This window comes from Shewanella halifaxensis HAW-EB4, from assembly GCF_000019185.1.
Classification (GTDB): Bacteria; Pseudomonadota; Gammaproteobacteria; order Enterobacterales; family Shewanellaceae; genus Shewanella; species Shewanella halifaxensis.
The window spans coordinates 2097451-2115382 of the sequence record NC_010334.1 but is presented as its reverse complement, the minus strand read 5'-3'; the positions used below and the strand labels follow the sequence as shown (position 1 = coordinate 2115382).

At 39.6% G+C, this 17932-nt stretch carries 19 protein-coding genes; 6 read left to right on the top strand and 13 right to left on the bottom strand.

Features of this window, described 5'->3' with window-relative positions; all coding sequences use genetic code 11:
* Nucleotides 1-78: 78 nt before the first annotated feature.
* The gene (locus SHAL_RS09155) at nt 79-987 is read right to left on the bottom strand and encodes a bifunctional methionine sulfoxide reductase B/A protein (protein ID WP_041415931.1); all 909 of its coding nucleotides are present in this window, start codon (nt 985-987) and stop codon (nt 79-81) included.
* A gap of 432 nt (nt 988-1419) precedes the next feature.
* On the opposite strand from SHAL_RS09155, the gene SHAL_RS09150 reads away from it, so the two are divergent.
* Both SHAL_RS09150 and ylqF read left to right on the top strand, forming a co-directional pair.
* Nucleotides 1420-2259 (top strand): isopenicillin N synthase family dioxygenase, encoded by an 840-nt coding sequence (locus SHAL_RS09150; RefSeq protein ID WP_012276864.1) that lies wholly within the window; start codon nt 1420-1422, stop codon nt 2257-2259.
* Between the two features lie 117 nt (nt 2260-2376).
* Nucleotides 2377-3315 (top strand): ribosome biogenesis GTPase YlqF, encoded by a 939-nt coding sequence (gene ylqF, locus SHAL_RS09145; RefSeq protein ID WP_012276863.1) that lies wholly within the window; start codon nt 2377-2379, stop codon nt 3313-3315.
* A 61-nt stretch (nt 3316-3376) separates the two neighbouring features.
* Here the strand turns inward: ylqF and hflX are convergent, their stop codons facing one another.
* Both hflX and SHAL_RS09135 read right to left on the bottom strand, forming a co-directional pair.
* Nucleotides 3377-4714 carry a GTPase HflX gene (hflX, locus tag SHAL_RS09140; RefSeq protein ID WP_041415930.1) on the bottom strand — a complete coding sequence of 446 codons (1338 nt, stop codon included), beginning with the start codon at nt 4712-4714 and terminating at the stop codon, nt 3377-3379.
* 153 nt (nt 4715-4867) lie between these two features.
* Complete coding sequence (locus SHAL_RS09135; protein WP_049763874.1) at nt 4868-5317, bottom strand: low molecular weight protein-tyrosine-phosphatase; 450 nt, start codon at nt 5315-5317, stop codon at nt 4868-4870.
* Between the two features lie 245 nt (nt 5318-5562).
* Here SHAL_RS09135 and SHAL_RS09130 point away from each other — a divergent pair, with 245 nt between their 5' ends.
* From SHAL_RS09130 to SHAL_RS09115, 3 genes are all read left to right on the top strand, one after another.
* Nucleotides 5563-5853 (top strand): hypothetical protein, encoded by a 291-nt coding sequence (locus SHAL_RS09130; protein ID WP_012276860.1) that lies wholly within the window; start codon nt 5563-5565, stop codon nt 5851-5853.
* A gap of 576 nt (nt 5854-6429) precedes the next feature.
* Complete coding sequence (locus tag SHAL_RS23420) at nt 6430-6651, top strand: hypothetical protein (RefSeq protein WP_012276859.1); 222 nt, start codon at nt 6430-6432, stop codon at nt 6649-6651.
* Nucleotides 6652-6956: 305 nt separating this feature from the next.
* On the top strand, nt 6957-7826 hold the full coding sequence (locus SHAL_RS09115) for a hypothetical protein (protein ID WP_012276858.1): 870 nt from the start codon (nt 6957-6959) through the stop codon (nt 7824-7826).
* Nucleotides 7827-8255: 429 nt separating this feature from the next.
* Here the strand turns inward: SHAL_RS09115 and SHAL_RS09110 are convergent, their stop codons facing one another.
* The 10 genes from SHAL_RS09110 to SHAL_RS09065 all read right to left on the bottom strand — a co-directional run bounded on the left by SHAL_RS09110 (nt 8256) and on the right by SHAL_RS09065 (nt 17281).
* Nucleotides 8256-10280 (bottom strand): nuclease-related domain-containing DEAD/DEAH box helicase, encoded by a 2025-nt coding sequence (locus tag SHAL_RS09110; protein WP_012276857.1) that lies wholly within the window; start codon nt 10278-10280, stop codon nt 8256-8258.
* A 10-nt stretch (nt 10281-10290) separates the two neighbouring features.
* On the bottom strand, nt 10291-10929 hold the full coding sequence (locus SHAL_RS09105; RefSeq protein WP_012276856.1) for a hypothetical protein: 639 nt from the start codon (nt 10927-10929) through the stop codon (nt 10291-10293).
* A 2-nt stretch (nt 10930-10931) separates the two neighbouring features.
* Nucleotides 10932-12101, bottom strand: a complete 1170-nt coding sequence (locus SHAL_RS09100) for an ankyrin repeat domain-containing protein (RefSeq protein ID WP_012276855.1) — start codon at nt 12099-12101, stop codon at nt 10932-10934.
* A gap of 34 nt (nt 12102-12135) precedes the next feature.
* Nucleotides 12136-13752 (bottom strand): GTPase family protein, encoded by a 1617-nt coding sequence (locus tag SHAL_RS09095; RefSeq protein ID WP_012276854.1) that lies wholly within the window; start codon nt 13750-13752, stop codon nt 12136-12138.
* On the bottom strand, nt 13745-14854 hold the full coding sequence (locus tag SHAL_RS09090) for a YcjF family protein (protein WP_223296262.1): 1110 nt from the start codon (nt 14852-14854) through the stop codon (nt 13745-13747). The genes SHAL_RS09095 and SHAL_RS09090 overlap by 8 nt, the downstream gene beginning before the upstream one ends.
* 50 nt (nt 14855-14904) lie before the next feature.
* Nucleotides 14905-15174 carry a hypothetical protein gene (locus SHAL_RS09085; protein ID WP_223296261.1) on the bottom strand — a complete coding sequence of 90 codons (270 nt, stop codon included), beginning with the start codon at nt 15172-15174 and terminating at the stop codon, nt 14905-14907.
* An 82-nt stretch (nt 15175-15256) separates the two neighbouring features.
* Nucleotides 15257-15640 (bottom strand): hypothetical protein, encoded by a 384-nt coding sequence (locus SHAL_RS09080; protein ID WP_012276851.1) that lies wholly within the window; start codon nt 15638-15640, stop codon nt 15257-15259.
* A 232-nt stretch (nt 15641-15872) separates the two neighbouring features.
* Entirely contained in the window at nt 15873-16352 is a 480-nt protein-coding gene (locus tag SHAL_RS09075; RefSeq protein ID WP_041415928.1) for an outer membrane beta-barrel protein, read from the bottom strand.
* Between the two features lie 169 nt (nt 16353-16521).
* Complete coding sequence (gene yecR / locus SHAL_RS09070; protein ID WP_012276849.1) at nt 16522-16875, bottom strand: YecR family lipoprotein; 354 nt, start codon at nt 16873-16875, stop codon at nt 16522-16524.
* A gap of 73 nt (nt 16876-16948) precedes the next feature.
* Nucleotides 16949-17281 (bottom strand): hypothetical protein, encoded by a 333-nt coding sequence (locus tag SHAL_RS09065; RefSeq protein ID WP_012276848.1) that lies wholly within the window; start codon nt 17279-17281, stop codon nt 16949-16951.
* A gap of 280 nt (nt 17282-17561) precedes the next feature.
* Here SHAL_RS09065 and SHAL_RS09060 point away from each other — a divergent pair, with 280 nt between their 5' ends.
* A complete protein-coding gene (locus tag SHAL_RS09060) occupies nt 17562-17900 on the top strand; it encodes a hypothetical protein (protein ID WP_150102076.1) in 339 nt (112 codons plus the stop codon).
* Nucleotides 17901-17932: the final 32 nt, after the last annotated feature.

Here is a 17932-nt window from a genome sequence, read left to right as displayed (position 1 = left end):
TCAGACTAATCGCAAATAGCATAAGCGATAAAAACGAAAAAGACGGGCATTGCCCGTCTTTTTTATTAGCTCAACTTTTTATTTCTTCAATCTATCCGCGAACAAGGCTTTTACTTTATCTACCTTAGGTTTTATGACCATCTGACAATATGGCTGCTCACCATTTAATTCAAAATAATCGTTATGGTAATTTTCAGCAGCGAAAAACCCGTTGTAAGCTACAACTTGAGTCACGATTGGATTAGGCCATGCTGCAACTCTAGTTAAGTCCTCAATCATATTATTTGCGACTTGAGCTTGAGACTCGTCATGAATAAAGATCACCGAACGGTATTGGGGACCAACATCGTTACCTTGTCGATTTAAGCTTGTAGGATCGTGGCTTTGCCAAAATACCTCAAGCAAGCGCTCAAAACTGACCTCTTTAGGATCAAATTCAATCTGTACCACCTCAGCATGACCGGTTTGTCCGCTGCACACGGCTTTGTAATTCGCATCATCAGCAGTGCCTCCCGCATAACCAGAAGTCACTTTACTTACGCCCTTAATCGCTGAAAATACAGCCTCTATGCACCAAAAGCAGCCTCCGCCAAAAGTGGCTAACTCTGTACCAGAGGACTTATCTATAAGTTCATCTGCTGATTTAAAAGCCATTGAGACCGAATTGACGCAGTGTCTGATATTTTTAGCCGTCAACATCTCCCCTTCAAACACATGACCTAAATGAGCATCACACTGGGCGCAAACAATTTCGACTCGCATTCCGTCTGCATCAATATTGCGCTTTACCGCCCCTTCAATCTCATCATCAAAGGCTGGCCAGCCACAATGGGCGTTAAACTTACTTTCCGAGCGATATAAGGGCGCATCGCACTTTTTACAGCAATATACTCCCGGTGCATCATGTTGGTAATACTCACCGCTAAATGGTCGCTCGGTCCCCTTTTGCTCTATTACATGCTTTTCAAGTTCTGTTAATTTACGCATATATACATCTCTATCTAGCCTCATTGCCAATATCCCTCATTGGCCTCTTATGTTCTGGGTCAACAGTCAATAGACCCTACAGATTAGCAAAAGCTTTCAAGTTGGTTAGCAAACTTATCATAATAAATTATCACCTCCTCACGGATAGTGATCCTGACTATCGTCAAGCACGATAATTTTAGCCCCTAATTTAAGTGGCATAAATTAAGGGCGATAACCAAAAGTAACGTAAAAAATCGCCACTTTTAAAAAATAAATTTCCTCAGCCCTTGTTGATTACTAACTAGCTAACCCTTTTTAGGTTTATCGAGAGTCTAGCCTGCATTATTTTAATAGCTAAACAATCATCAGCGTGATCTACGTCACATTGGTTTGCATCGCGAATTTGTCCTCGTTACACTTGCCTTGGGTTTAATAATAAGAAGAATCAAAATGAGATTAAAAACAATAGATTACCAAGCAAGCGATGCAGCAGAGAGATTTGTATCCTCACTAAAAGAAACCGGTTTTGGTGTGTTAACTAACCACCCTATCGATAAAGATCTGGTTGAGAGCATCTATCAAGAATGGCACGCATTTTTTAACACTGCAGAAAAGCGAGCATTTCTCTTTAATCCTCAAACACAAGACGGTTTTTTCCCAGCCGAAATATCTGAAACAGCCAAAGGTCACAGCGTAAAAGATATTAAAGAGTATTTTCATATCTACCCTTGGGGGCGCATTCCAGACTCTCTAAAGGACAATATTCTCAAATATTATACTAATGCTAATGCGCTAGCATCAGAGCTATTAGAGTGGGTAGAGCAACATTCGCCAGCAGAGGTGAAACAGCAGTTTTCGATTGCACTACCAAAGATGATAGAGAATAGTCAGAAAACACTATTACGTGTACTGCACTACCCTCCAATGTCGGGTAACGAAGAGCCCGGTGCTATTCGAGCCGCAGCTCATGAAGATATCAACTTAATTACCGTACTTCCTGCCGCCAATGAACCTGGACTGCAAGTACAGCTAAAAGATGGTGAGTGGATTGATGTACCGAGCGATTTTGGTAATTTAATCATTAACATTGGCGATATGCTTCAAGAAGCATCGGGAGGCTATTTTCCATCGACAAGCCACAGAGTCATCAATCCTCAAGGGATGGATATAACAAAGTCGCGGATCTCATTGCCACTATTCTTACATCCAAATCCACAAGTTAAATTGTCTGAGAAGTACACCGCTGATAGTTATCTGATGGAGCGTCTACGTGAATTAGGGGTAATTTAGTCCCATTCGCACGCAATAAGAGCCCAATAAGCGCCTAAAGGCGCTTTTTGTTTGTTAAACTTAAGCGTAACGAGGTAAAATCCCCGCAATTATGTAATTTGATAGTAGAGCGCACACATGGCAATTCAGTGGTATCCAGGACACATGCACAAGGCACGAAAAGAGATCGAAGAGGTTATGCCTCAAGTCGATTTGGTGATAGAAGTGCTTGATGCAAGGATCCCTTATAGTAGTGAAAACCCAATGGTGCAAACACTGCGTGGTGATAAACCCTGTATTAAATTACTCAATAAATCTGACTTAGCCGATCCTGAGACCACCCAGCAGTGGATTGAATACCTAGAGCGAGAGCAAGGTGTAAAAGCAATGGCCATTACGACATTGCAAGCATCACAAGTTAAGAAAATTCCAGACTTATGCCGTAAATTTGTCCCTAACCGTGACAAAATCGAAAAAGATATTCGTACCATGATCATGGGGATCCCTAACGTAGGTAAATCTACCATTATCAATACATTAGCAGGAAGAATGATCGCTAAAACCGGTAACGAGCCAGCCGTTACCAAAACTCAGCAACGCATCAATCTTCGAAACGGTATCGTGCTATCTGACACCCCTGGCATTTTGTGGCCTAAAGTCGATAACGAAAAAAGCAGCTATCGTCTCGCAGTAACAGGTGCGATTAAAGACACCGCGATGGAGTATGAAGACGTAGCCATGTTTGCTGCAGAATACTTCCTTCAAGCTTATCCAGAAGCGATTGCCGAGCGTTATAAGATCAAGCAGATGCCAGATACCGACATTGAGCTATTAGAAGCAATTGGCCGTAATCGCGGCGCACTGCGCCCAGGTGGAAGAATCGATCTTCACAAAGCTTCAGAGGTGCTGCTACATGATTTCCGAGCAGGCAGAATCGGCCAGTTATCACTTGAAACACCTGCAATGGCCGAAATCGAGAAAGCTGAAGTGGCTAAACTATTAGCAGAGAAAGAAGCGAAAGAAGAAGCAAAACGTGAACAAGAGCGTTTAAAGCGCTCAGGTAAGCGCTTAAGCTAATACTCATTCCATTAAATAAAAAAGCACTCAACGAGTGCTTTTTTATTGTCTAATGTCTCTACTACTGTTGTTGTAGCATTTTATTTAACCGCTCTAGCGAGGCAGCGCTGGCTTTCAGCGTTATCCTCATACCATTTTCATGGTACTCCTCTTCTATCACCTGCATCTTACCGTGGATCTCTCCCATAATACCGCTAGCGGTATAAGGGATATTAAAACAGGCAGTACACATCTGCTCTGCAATAACATCTTGAATGGCTTGATGCACTAAACTTATGTCATCATCATTACGTGTGGAGATCTGCAACGCATTAGGAAACTCGCAGCTTAATGCTTGTCGCTCTATTGGCGTTAAACAATCTACTTTATTAAGCAGTAACAGGCGATTGTTACTATTAAGGTGTGACTGCGGCAATGCAGCATCAACGACCTTTAACTGTGTTCTAAAATCTTTATCACTCGCATCGACAACATACAAAAGTAATGTCGCGCCTTTCGCTTCCTCTAATGTGGAGTGGAATGAAGCGATTAAATCGTGTGGTAATTTATTTATAAACCCAACCGTATCTGAAATGAGTATTCGAGGTTGAGTATCTGGTGATAGGGCACGTACAGTGGTATCTAAAGTAGCAAATAACTTGTCTTCTACCAATACATCAGAGCCTGTCAAAGCACGCATCAAGGATGATTTTCCAGCATTGGTATACCCAACTAAAGCGACACAAGGCGTTTCGATACGACTGCTTCGTTGCTCTTGCATCACTTCTTGAACTTTTTTAAGTTCACGCCTTAGTTCGGCTTGCTTATCGCGAATTTTACGACGCTCGGTAGCAAACAAACTCTCCCCAACACCTCGACCACTTTGACGTTCACGGTCTCCTCCATGATCACTGCGTAGCCTTGGGGTTAAATAATTTAATCGTGCTAGCTCAACCTGTAACCGCGCCGTTCGTGTATTGGCATGACGGCTAAAAATTTCAATAATAATGCCAGTTCGATCAAATACTTCAACGCCTAATACATTCTCAACATTACGCAACTGCATTGGACTGAGTTCACAATCAAACACAACAACATTGGCATGTAGCTGAGTCTTAGATTCGATTAAAAATTCGTTCAATTCTTGCTCATCAATGTTCGCTAAAGAGTCTCTTTGTTCAACATCATCAAGTTCCTTTGTCATTCTGGCCAACTCTTCGAGCTTGCCCGCGCCTAGCACCGATAAACGCTGAGTCGAACTCTGCTTCTGAGTTTGCGTTGCAAAAACAGTAAAACCAAGCGTGCTGACTAAACGTCCCAACTCCTCTAACGATCTATCAATATCCTCTATTTTTGTATTAGGAGTGCGAATTGAGATTAATAATGCACGAGTATCAGCTTGTTCCATGGTCGTAGACATAGATATCCATCTAGTTAAGAAGGTCGAGTTCACAACACTGGATCCTACGCTTTTGTCACGCGAATTTATATGAAAGAAATCTAAGCTATCAATTTAATCTAAAACTAAAGTCCGCACATCTAGTAGAAACTAGTCTACACCTGCTAAGTGCTGCTATTTAATTTGAATACGTTTTACCAGTTGCTCGCAGCTATTATCGAGCAGATCTAGCACCAACTCAAAACCATCACCCTCCCCATAATATGGGTCTGGCACCTCAGTATAAATTGCTGCATTAGATGCGAAATCGCAGAAGTCTAAAATAAGCACCAGCTTAGACTGATATAGCTTAGGGCATATACGCTTTAAGTCCTGCAAGTTTTGCTCATCTGCCGCTAATATCAAATCAAAATCGACAAAGTCAGTTTGCTCAACCTGCCTAGCTCTCATGCCATCAAAGCTCAACCCTCGCTTAACACCGGCAGCGATAGAGCGCTTATCCGGTGAATGCCCTTGGTGATAAGCAATCGTCCCAGCCGAATCTATCTCAATGTCTAACTGGGCTGCTCGTGCTTTTAATCTAAACATCGCCTCAGCCGAAGGAGAGCGACAAATGTTGCCCATACATACAAACACAAACCATTAAACCCATTGATATCAATAGCATAGCACTCAATCAGCACAAAAAATAGACCCAATAACGCTAAGGTAAAGACGAATAAATTCAGACGATTAAAAACTGCGTTGGGGAATCCTTGGGGAATTTCCCACTCAAAAGTACATAGTTTGCCATCCTCGAAACTACCTATTCATTGTTACAAACAAGTGAGTCAATCGACTCTCATTTACTTAGTCAAATGGAGTAAACAATGAACAAGCTAAAGCCGACAACAGAAGAGTTAGATAACGAAGACATTAATTTGGACGAAAGCTGCCAAATTCTGACGCAGAAGAAAAAGAAGTTAAATAATGCTCTGACTGTTCTTTCTAACCTCATCGAGCAACTACAAACTGAAGAAGATTCGGACGAATTGGATTTTTATGAAGAGTACCAAAAACTCTACTTCGACGTTCAAAAAGGAATTTGGGCTGAGATTGATGACCCATTAGAAAGTCACATCCTCATCCACTTCGTGAGCACTTATATCGACCACATGTAATGAGCTCTAATATGCAGTGAAAATATTTTCATTATTTTACCGCCAACTCACCAAAACTCGCATTTCTACTTCTTACCTAGTTGTTGAACAATAAAGACAACAGGAGAACATAGATGCAAGCGAGTTTTGTGAGTCAGCTAAACGCACTAGTAAGCTTACTTAATGAGGTATCGAACAGCCTTACAGAAGAGTTGCGGTACGCTGACCGAGACCAATATACATTGGAAACTGAGGTGAATTTCTTAGAGTTCTCACTCAGGAAGAGCTTAACCAGAAAGCAAATACCACCAATGGAGCAAGAACGGGTAATAACTTTTTTTCGCCAACACTTCAATAATTCGCATGTGGCAATCCTAACTACTGATGAGGACAAATCATTAGTCAATTAGGAGCCACTATTAGCGATAAAAAGTCACCTTTTATCAGAGAGTATCAAAGGCAATCCAAGTCGCCCTGGCGCGACCATAGCACCGTTTTGTTACTGGCTGGCCACCAAGTAACACAAGACGATGATATCGAATTAAGTTTTAGTCGTTACATCTATCAACATAGAGATTCTGCAGGGGGATTTTAGGCATGAGTATCAGTAAATCGATACAAGAAGAGCATCCAGAGCTTGATAGTCAGTATCTGGAAGATTTGGATATGTACATGGTGTTACTGCTGCTCAAAGAGGAAATTCAAAGCTTCTGCGGCTTATTTGATGACGAATTCGAAGCTATTTTTGGATTGCCACCAGAAATTTACTTCGACATCGCTGAACAACATTGGACACAAAAGTTAGAGGACAGTTTATAGCAACAACTAGCGAGCCATTAGGCTCGCTTTCTTAGGCACTCTAGGCTTTCTCTAGGTTAAGCAACACAGACAAAAAATTAGGTTATTAGACAAGCATCAATAGCATTTTGCATCGGTGTAGATAAGGCAAATCGTACATAACGACGGTCAGTGACCGAGGCTCTATTGAGCCTAAACAACAAACACTTTTACTTATTAACTATTCTGCCGTCATCACTATATATGCGGCAGTGACTTTTACGCTTGCCCAAATCGATTTGTAAGTGACGACTACAAGTGACGATTGCAAGTGTCAGGAACCTAATATGAACAACAAGATTAACACTGCAATAACGCCCCCTTATGCTGAGGGTCGACTTGAAGATACGCACCACTTAACTAAGTTTTCTTTAGTTGAGAATGTACTCATTTTTCCAACGGGCTTAACGATTGAGCAAGCAAAGGACAATGCAAAAGAACTTGAAAAGGAACAATCCCTAAGCCACGCAGAGGCCATGAAATGCATTTGTTGGGGTAACGGTATTCATAACGTGCAAAGCTTCAACGAAGCACTGCCTCAGCTTGTAAAGTCAACGTTTGGGATTGAGCATACAGAGTTTGGCCTTTACTCTAATGACAATAGCTACACTGGTTTTTGGTGGGTTGAAGCAGGAACAACTAAATATACAAGAGTCGCGATCCCAGATATAAAGAATACTGAAGAAAACCTGACAAGCCTGCTAATAGACCGACTTTTACCTGTTAGAGAAGACTCCCCTAAACAAGTTAAGTTTTTAAATGCCGTCAAAGACTGCCTGATTTATTTAGATCGTGGCTACACCCTCGCCCCACACCCACACCGAAAAAACCTTAACCAAGTTCAAGACATTTATGAAATCGACATTGATATTAGAAAGCTCATATTTGGCAGCAAAGGCAATGCAGACAAGCTTTTGAGCTACTCCTTAGCAAGCTGCTACAACACGCGAGACACAACGGAGCTAATGATGTCACAAAGCCTTGCAGCTATAGGTGAATCCCTTGAATTCACAAAAATAGACCTTTCTAACAAGTATGAGCGGTATGAGCTTGCTAGCGGTTTCCGCTACCCTCAGTTTGGCGACATGTGCATGCAACTCGATGATATGCAGAAAGACATTCTAAAGAGGCTACTCGAAAACTATCACAGCTGGTAAATAATACCTTGGTTATTGATATAGCTTAAGTGACTAGCGCAGGTATGCAAAACTGCTTCGAGAGAGAGCTATACCAAGCTTCTCTCAACTCAGTTAGATGTTTAAGCCACGAAAGAAACTCATTGGTTTTCTGGTCAACCGGGGGAAACTGAAGATCATGTCCAAAGAAGGACACATGCCGTTTTACAAGCCATCTCAAGTAATGTGTCAATTTATTCTTAAACACCCGCACCGCTCTAAAATATTTATGAGTAACAGCACTGCACATAGGTCAATGTCTGGAGTATCTACCTAGCTGAAGAGTCTTAGCTTTAACACTATCTGGCGGTTACGCTCACGCACTAAAGCTTCTGGGCAATGACATAGTAATTTTAAAAGGTCTCTAGCAAGGAAGCCTCGCTAGAGACTATTGGTCTAATTGGTCTTCATTCACTGTAATAATAATTCGCCTGAGGTACTCATTGCTTTTGCTGCATTCCTAAAAAAATCTGAAAACTGATTTTTGTCGCTTTTATCTAAAATAACTAAGTTTTCAGTAGAACGAGTGATAGATGTATACACTATTTCAGGTATATCATCGTCATCCATAAGATAAAATACTGTTTTCGACTCAAGGCCTTTATAGCTATGTACTGTTGATAGCTTAATTAAACCACTATTAGCATAAAAGTGGTTTTTCTTGGCCCTACGAGCGCTATCAATAGTTTCTTTTAATTCAATATCTCTAATTAATTTAGACAGTTCTTTTTCCGTTAGTTTTTTTAGAGCATTCAAACGTACTATAGAGTCACCGCACTTCAAAGCTATTGGAAGTAGACGGTGTTCAAACGGCAGCATGGAAGTTAACTCTTCATATGTTTCAAACATACAATGAGTTTTTTCTTCTTGAATAAACCGTTCATTTAGCCATCTGACTAAGAAAATATTTGAAGACAAGATGACGACATCATTTGGGTTTAACTGATTGGCTTGAATGTGCCTTTTTATAATATAAAATGAAGTGTCAATCCAATCTTTACCAACTGCTTCATAGTCCATGATATTAAAGCTCATTCCCATCTGCACAGGTGTAAATTCAAGTACATCAGTGTCGGAATACTTTTCAACTAGGTATTGTTCCTGAAAATCTTTAAACACCTGATTAAGAGGAGAATCCTGTTCTGTTCTATATGAACGCTTTAACTTTATCCAGCGGCCGAACCCCTGTGCAATAACAGCTGCTCTTTGATTGTCTCTTTCATAAATATTTTGAGATTCATCACCAAAAAGCACCATTTCACCACTATATTCTAGAAAATTATCACGGATGATTTTTACCCACTCACTCTCGAAGTCTTGGACCTCATCAATTAAAATAGTGTTATATTTAGCAACTTGCTCCCCTTGAAAACAATCATGCTTATATAACCCTTCTAATCCATGGATAAAAATTAAATTACAAAGGTCTTGGCCAATTACATTTACCTGTGAGTTATAAAACTGGTGGTAATTGGTAACAGCAAAATTGTATTCATCCCTGTAACCTAACACATCACTGATCTTATCTTTAATCAAGTTCTTTAATGTGATGTTGAATGTGATAATTAGCACATTCTCATGATGCCTTTTAAAGGCGTTTGCGGCACGACTTGCGATAATGGTCGTTTTACCACAGCCAGCAACTCCTTTGACTTTGCTGCAACCTTCCTGACTAAGAGTTAACGCTGTTTGTTTCTTATCCAGCCCAATATATTTACCTTGCTTCAAAACATGCTCACAGGGCAACAATCTTCTTTTAAAGTCTTGATAGACACGTTCATCAAACAAAGTATGAGGGGAGTTATTCTTAACCTTCTTTATCAATACATCTAACTTATCGTTCCCCACAACCATTAATTTGTCTCGTCGTAACTTATCTGAACGCCTCTTTATGGAATCAGCTTTTCGATTGTAATCATCATAACTAACAACCTTGCATTTCAAATCGTAGTTCAATTTAGACACTTGCTTCCTCAAAGTATCTTCTGCTTCCCTATAAAACTTATCTATTTTAAATTTATCTGCACGGTGTAAATAAACTAAAGGCGTCACAAATTTATAGAAGTTACTATTTACAAGATTAGATAGGCCTAGAACAGGCAAATGTAGGTTATACAAGTTCTTTTTATAGCGAAACGCTTGCGATTGAGGTGAGGCAATAAGAGATATCCCACGCCCTTTATCTACGTACCACTTATTATATTCATCAACATGATAATGGGCTAAATCATAATCCTTCACCTCAATAATAAACGTGCCAGCATGCTCCTTTAGAACGATAAAATCAGGCCTATCACCATCGAGAAATGGATTAAAAAACACCTCATAACTGTCATCTAAATGTCTATTTAGATAGTTAATCAAATGATATTCACCTTCCGTTGGCTTAACTTTTAAACGTTCAATATTTTCTAGCGACGGATAAATTTGCGCCATTTTTATATTCTTATAAGAAAGGGAGGCCAAATAGAGCCCCTACAATGCCAATAGGGCTAATCGGCAACGCAAAATCTGCAACAGCCTCTGCCAGCCCTTCACTTGCGACGTTGCCAGCAACGTCGCTACCAATGCTAGCTGTAATATCTGCACCATCTAAAGTCGCTTCATTCGCAGCAGTTTGGACTGTGAGATCTGCTAACTGCGTTTGAGCAATTGTTTCCGTTACAGATTGATTTAAATCAGCATTTCGAATGCCTGAATCAATCACCATAGTGCTATCGATGCTATTCGCGACTTCCGATGTGACGATAATCGAGATATCAGGGTGCTCAGCCAATGTTTGATTTATATAACTAACGCTATCTGTTGCTTTAAGCTGCATTTCTGCAGCAATGTCACCATCACTCATAATGGCAATATCTGTTACGGCATGGTTGGTAGCCTCAAACATCATCGCATCTAAGCTTTGTTCATTTAAGGCTGCAACAACTTCTTGTTCGAAGACTATACCTTTAATATTGTTGATGTGGCCCGAGATGACATCGGGTTCAACAGTGTCAAAATACGCGATAATCTCCGAGTTTGAGGCCCCCTCAAACTCACTATATCCACGACGAACCGCATCAAAAACAACAGAGCTATTCATGACTAGTCACGACCACCGTGCTCATTTAGATAATTTCTAATTAAGTAGTGCTCTCTGAGGTCTGCAAGCTTCTTAGCTCTTCGTCCTAAGTTATTTTTAAGGTTAATATTTGCCCCAGCTTCAACTAATAGTTCAACTACTTCCAAATACCCTTGCTCTGCAGCAAACATAATAGGGGTATAGCTTTCTTTGCTAAGTGAATTCAATGCTGCATTCCTTTCAATAAGGACCTGACAAACTTCCATATAACCTACATAAGAAGCAATCATAAGCGGCGTACTGCCGTTAATGTCAGTTTGATTTATGTACGAACCAGCCCTTATCAGTTCCATAGCAATAAGTTCATGTCTTTGTTTTAACGCTATACATAATACTGGATTATCATGTTCCGAAGTCGCATTAACATCTGCACCATTAGCAAGTAGTTTTTTAACTAACTCTAAATCACCATTCTGAGTTGCTAAAACCAGTAACGAATTACCTTCATCATCGCTCACACTTGGGCTTACGCCGCTATCGAGCAGACTATTAACTATATCTAAATAGCCATTTTGATAAGCCGATAACAGTGCAACTTCTGAATACTTAGCACTGAACACCGCCCCTTTGTCTTTTAAAATGCTGACTATATCGGTGCGTTTTTTAAAATAAGCCCCTGTAATTGCATTCCAGCCATCATTGTTGCAAACATTTAAATTGGCCCTATGAGCTAACAAAAACTCAACGGCAGGTTTACGTCCTTTAATCGCAGCCCAAATGAGTGGCGTCCAACCTTGTTCATTACGAATATCAACTTCAGCGCCTTTCTCAACCATTAGTTCTGCGACATCAAAATATTCATTTTCAAGACATAACAATAATGCACTACTCATTTGAGTTGGTCGGTAATTCGGGTTGGCACCTTTCTCTAATAAACTTTTAGCAAGCTCAATGAAACCAAGATCTATCGTGAGTCGAAGAGGGTTATGACCTGAGTGATTTATGTCAAAACCTACAGTATTCATCAACGTGCTTGCCACTTTCGAGAACCCTGCATTTAATGCGATTTCAAAAGCGCTATGGTTGCCCTCATCACAAGTGCAATTAACCAATTCAGGCGTGGTTTCAATAGCGCTTGCTACAATCGCTGCATCGCCATGCATTACTGCATCTAAAAACTCTATATTTGTCATTTATACTTCAATCTCAAATTTAGATAACTCTATGTCATCGTATATTTTTAAACACTCTCTTAATTGCCAACTCTTTCAATTTAGGTGTTGCAAGCTTTAGAGCATTTGGTGCTACTTTCTTACTCGCATTGATTGCTCGCCCTAATTGTTTTTTTAGCGACACACCTCTATCTATTGCTTCGACACGCTGTCTATTTCGTTGAACATTATTAGCTTCCCCTATTTGTTGAGTCAGGGTTCGCTTAAGTAATTCAACACCATAATGCTGTTTATCGGTTGAAATAGAGAGGGGTAAAATAATGTCGAAATTGAAAAGCTGCTGATTATAAGAAACTGCTTGAGCGATAACTCTAGCCTTTGCTGATTCAGGATTGTCTAAATTATATGGTGGATGCCAATCAGAAACTGGTTTCAATTTATCAACTTGATTAACAATCGATATTACAGTCGGCTTTTTACGTGAAATATTCTTGCAGTCAGCATAGAAAAGCTCAAACTTATCTTTCAACTGCTTATCTAAGTCGCGAGAAGATTGATTCGCCTTTAATGCCCATAGAATTAAGTCCGCTTGTACCATCTCTTCAAGCATCTGACTTTCAGTTTGCTTATTTCCATCTAAGCCTTTTACATCAACCACCCTAACTTCTGTATCATTAACTCTCGCACTGTAGACTGTAGATGTATCTGTCGATGGCAAAATATCTACTTCTGCGACAAGTTCCTTATTCAAAACATTTATAATTGATGACTTGCCTGCATTTGTTTGACCGACTGCTACAATTCGAATTGGCTCAAGAGGTATTGCACTACGTTGTTCATCTGATATCGATGCATTAGAAGCTTGTATATCCTCTTTTTCTAAACTAAAGCGGCCACTATATAAATCTATTGCTACAGCAGCGATCTCATCTAATAAAGCTTCTTTGGCTTTTAACTGCATATCATCTAACATGCCCTTAGTCATTGAGGACGTGACGTGTTGTTTACTCAAATCTGAGACAGCTATCAAAGGGTTGAAATATAAATTTTTAGCATGATTCGCCCAGAGAGCACCTTTAACGATCTTTTGACCTAGTTCACCATATTTATCATAAGCCTCATAGCCGCCTTTAATATAAGAGAGCTTCAAGTAGTCGATACCTGGTATATTTTCCTTCACCACAATATTGTAACGACGGCTAACTTCTTCAAATAACTTCAAACCTTCCGGAATTGAAAAGTCCAGACTCTTTTTGCCATACTTATCAGCAATATGTTCAAGGACTTCCACCCCAGCCTTATCAAGGCTGGTCCACTCACTGTTTTCCTGTAGTAACTTGCGCACATGAGCTTTTGAGTGCCCCCAGATATCAGTCTCCATTGCTGACCAGTCACTTGAAGCCTTTACCAGTCCATCTTCTAACTCAACATCTACAGCTATTACTTGAGGTTTTTTCGTTAGAAAACTTAATGTGTATAGTGGAATAGTAACTACCAATGTGCTGATCGCAATTGAAAAAGATAGCTCCACTATATAACCATGCTTAATCGCTAATGCGAGACCAAAACCCATCATAATTAATATTGGTAATATGGTTGAAATTAAGACGATTCCCCAACGACCGCCTGATAAATCAGAAAGTAAGCGATATAACCTCATAATTTTATTCATATCCCGATGCTGCCTTACCTTTGTAAAAAGAGTCTTTATACAAACTTTGCATGCCTTCCTTTGAAACAGTTTCACCTTTACTCTTATGGTAAAAGTAAAAACATGCAGCTCTGCCTAAGCCATAAGTTGTACCAAAACTAACTCCAGCGGCAGTCACAGCACCAACTGTTTGCCCGTATCCAGGAACAAACTTAACTAACTGCCTAGCACCTAATTTCACTCCGTACTGCAATGCAAAACTGCTACCAAGCGTACCAATTAATTCGCTGAAAGTTCTGGTACTCCACTCAACACCATATTGATTAGCTAAACTGTGCAACATTTTGGCCTGAATTGCAGGAACAGAAACTAATCCAACCGCGGGAATAAGATCACTTGCTGAAGCACTACCAGCATACCAAAGCACTTCATTTTCAACTTTATCAAAGTTCTCTTCTTCAATTGTTGAGCGCTCTTTGTCTTCTATCATCATTCCGATAACTGGGAGTATTTTTGTCAATTTTTCAATTAAGGCGTCATAGTTATAAACGGAACCGTCACCAGCTTCAAAATCTACCGCTACAGCATCAAAATCCTTACCCCAGATACCCTTTACTTGTTTTTCATTAAAGGTAATTTGGCGTTCTAGCTCTTTATGTCCAGAAAGTAGCACTGCACTATGAACAAGAAGTAGGTGTTTGATTTTATTTTTCTTCTTAATCTGCTTTAAGGCCTCGAGGACTGAAGATTGTTCAGACTCATCAACTTTCATTACTACAACTAAAGAATTACCTGACTCACTAATCTCTTCAAGATCATCATTTGGATTATAGTCAGCTTCCCCTAGGCCTCTTGTATCTAAGAAACGCATAACGGGTTTATCTTGCGGGAATTCATAAACTTCAGCAGTCATTGTGCAGGGCGCATATCCATTTCCAACCTCTATAGACGAATGCCCTGTTACGGCTTGAATAAACGAGGACTTACCAGCTCCTGTTTTACCTATTAGCCAAAGTGTGGGCAGATGTTTACGCTGAAATTCATGCGCCTGACTTAAATCAGGATTCTTGCTTGGATTTATGAATTCTTTTATTTGGTCAAGCATAGAAATTTTTACCACCATCTAAATCATTAAAACCTTCTACATAAGAAATATGACATTTTTAAACTTCATTACTTAACAATCTCATATTTCCAGCGAGGATGACTGTAAAGATACTTACCACCACTAGCTCTATCAGTTAATTTAGCTTGAAGCATAAATTTAGTACCAACTGGAAAGCACTTTGGATCACTTAGTGATTTAGAGCATGCCACTTGAAGTTCCGAAGTATATTTATTCCCTTCTACAGGACGAATATGAATATTCCCATGCTTCCCTGATGTGTTATTGACAATATAACTTTCTACTAAAACCATTTCATAATCATTCGCTTGAGTCATTTTAACTTCCATTTGTAAACACTATAAAACGTGGTAAAAGCCTAAAGCTAAATGCACTTCTTTAGCCTTTAGCTTGAACAGGCTAGTCTTTATACACCACCCATTGTCCCTGACCGTGATAATAATATTCTTTAGTTTTGACCCAATGTTCTACATTTGTTTTTGCTTTATCGCAACCAATTAACATGTAAGTTTTAGCTGGAGGCAAATCACCACCTAAGGCTTTTAACCCCCAAGCTGTTTGAGGGGCTACCACTTCTAACTCTCTAAACCTATTAGCTAATTTTGGTAGATGTTCATAGCTTTTATCACAGGACAAAAGCACACTATAGTGGATAGCGACAAACCTAACCTTTTCCCGCTCTTCCATAGAGTCTGTAGTCATGGATAATAGACCTAGTTCTTGATTTAACGTACAACCAGTAGATATAAGTCCCGCAATAATTATTAAAAATAGCTTTTTCATAAGAACTCCCTTTTATCATCATTACGCTTCACATAAGCAACTAGGATTTGACCAAAACTATTGGTTCTATATACGTACCCCCATACATCATATTTTTGGTTGGCAGAAACAATTAAGTAGCAGTTAGCGTTGAAAGAAATTAAAAACTTATTTAAGCCTTCAATCTACAGAAGGTGAAAGATAACTTCCCTATAAAAACCAAAAATCAAACTGCTATCTATTAATTTATCATTTAGAACTTATAAGTGAAGTTAATGCGAGTCGTATCAAATTCATATTCATCTTGGTTTGTTTGACCATACTCTGCTGAGATGACAAAGTGCTGCTGAATTTGAAATTCTGCCCCAAAACCAAAAAATGTAAATGTTTCAGTACTATCACCAAATGGCGAATCTAGGGAAGCTCGACCAATAGTTGCAGCTAAGTAAGGTCGAAACTCAAACCCTTCATTTCCAACACGAATACCTAGCTTTGCATTAGCTTCTAAAGTATTACCATCCATATATGAGGTTAGATTATCTGCGATACTATAAGTCGCACCAATACTTGTCCAAAGTGTTTCAAAGTCTGATACTACACTTCCTTTGAACTCTATCATTTCAAGGCCGTCAATATCTGCAACTCCCGCACCCAGTGCGTAAGTCGTTTCACTAGCCATCACAGGTGCAGTTACAAATGTAAGTAGTGCTACTGCTAACAAAGTCTGTTTCATTTTCATTATTCCGTTTTTTATTTAAGGTATTTAATTTTTAAGCTATAAGTTTGTTACATATATAAATTTCAAGTAAGTATTCAGAATACCATTACTCGTATTACGCCAATTGCTGTTAACACAACAATAAATACTATTATTAAAAGCTCCCCATTCTAATTATTATCAGTTAATCGATTATCATTTTACCTGTGCACTGATACTCAACGGTGTACTTAGCCGTAGTACACATCTTGAACGCACCGCCTGCTCCGTTGTCTTCAATGCATATTGCATGACCAAGCCCGAAACGCTCCGCATCTTCATACCCCCAAGAGCGACAACGCTGTGAAGCGAGCTCACCTGTTGCTGCCCAATTAACATTTTTCACCCAGCCATATCCGCCTAGGTACCCCATTTCGATAACACCGTCAGAGCGCGAACCACTGAAAGTATCTAAGGTGAAGTTTTTAGGAGCTGATGCACATCCGGTAAAAACGGTTACACTAGTTGTTATAAAAAACGCCATTAATATTTTTTTCATTTTTACTACTTCTATAATTTTGATTACTTTCGATTAGTGACTCTGTATAAACAGCAAGCCTAAATAGCGCTACTTAAATGTTTCTAGCAAACTTACGGCATTGCTTTTTATTTATAAGCCATGCTTTTTTCTTTTCTTTTTTGAACGCCTTAATGTATCCGCCACCACCTAACTTATCGCGGCTAATCTCATCAGCTTTTGCCTTAAGCGTGATAGCCATGATTGGATTAGAATCCTTTAGTTTCAGTGCACACACCTCATATTTAGCAGCAAAACTTGCAGCAACCTTCTCATCAAAGCCTGCATGGGCATCGCTAGCGACTGTGAGGCCAAACATTGCACCACCAACCAGCCAAACTGAAGTTGGTACGATTAAAGAACTAACCAACCTTCTTAACTCATTCATAACCATTCGCTCCCTAACAAACAACAAACCGATGAAGCACACAATACAGTACCTGGGAGGATTTTCAATGCCAAACCCTCCAAAAGGTAGTTGGTAGCCAAAATAATCGCCAAAAACGTGACCTATTCCAACTTTTTAAAAAAGAATATATGGAGGGACTTTATTTGTTTTCCCTCCCGCACTGAGGTAGCATGTCAGAATAGAAAAGTAATTGAGGAAATAAAGTTTGGATAACTTCGGTGATATAGATGAGCATGAAGTAATGGAAAGCTTCAGGAAAATGAAACGTCATGTTGGCATTGTTTATTTCATGAATACGGCGAAACATGATTCATATCGAAATATCGATGATCCTAACTATCGAGAGCCAACAAACGCTGAAGTTGCAGAGGTTATCGAAACGATGATCTTTATTGGGCACACCAAGACCGACATAGCTAGAATGCTAGGCATTAAAACTGTCAGCAAAGACAAGACTAAGGTGCTACGAAAGTGGTGTGATGGCGAGCCAACTGATACCTCTAGTATTCCCCATTCATCATGGGTCCACCTTCTAGTGCTAAGTGGCAAGATATGTCTTTACAATGCAGTTCCGGAAGAAGGATGGACTAGAGGATAGCAATTCTCGGACTTAAGATGTAGTAGCTCAGA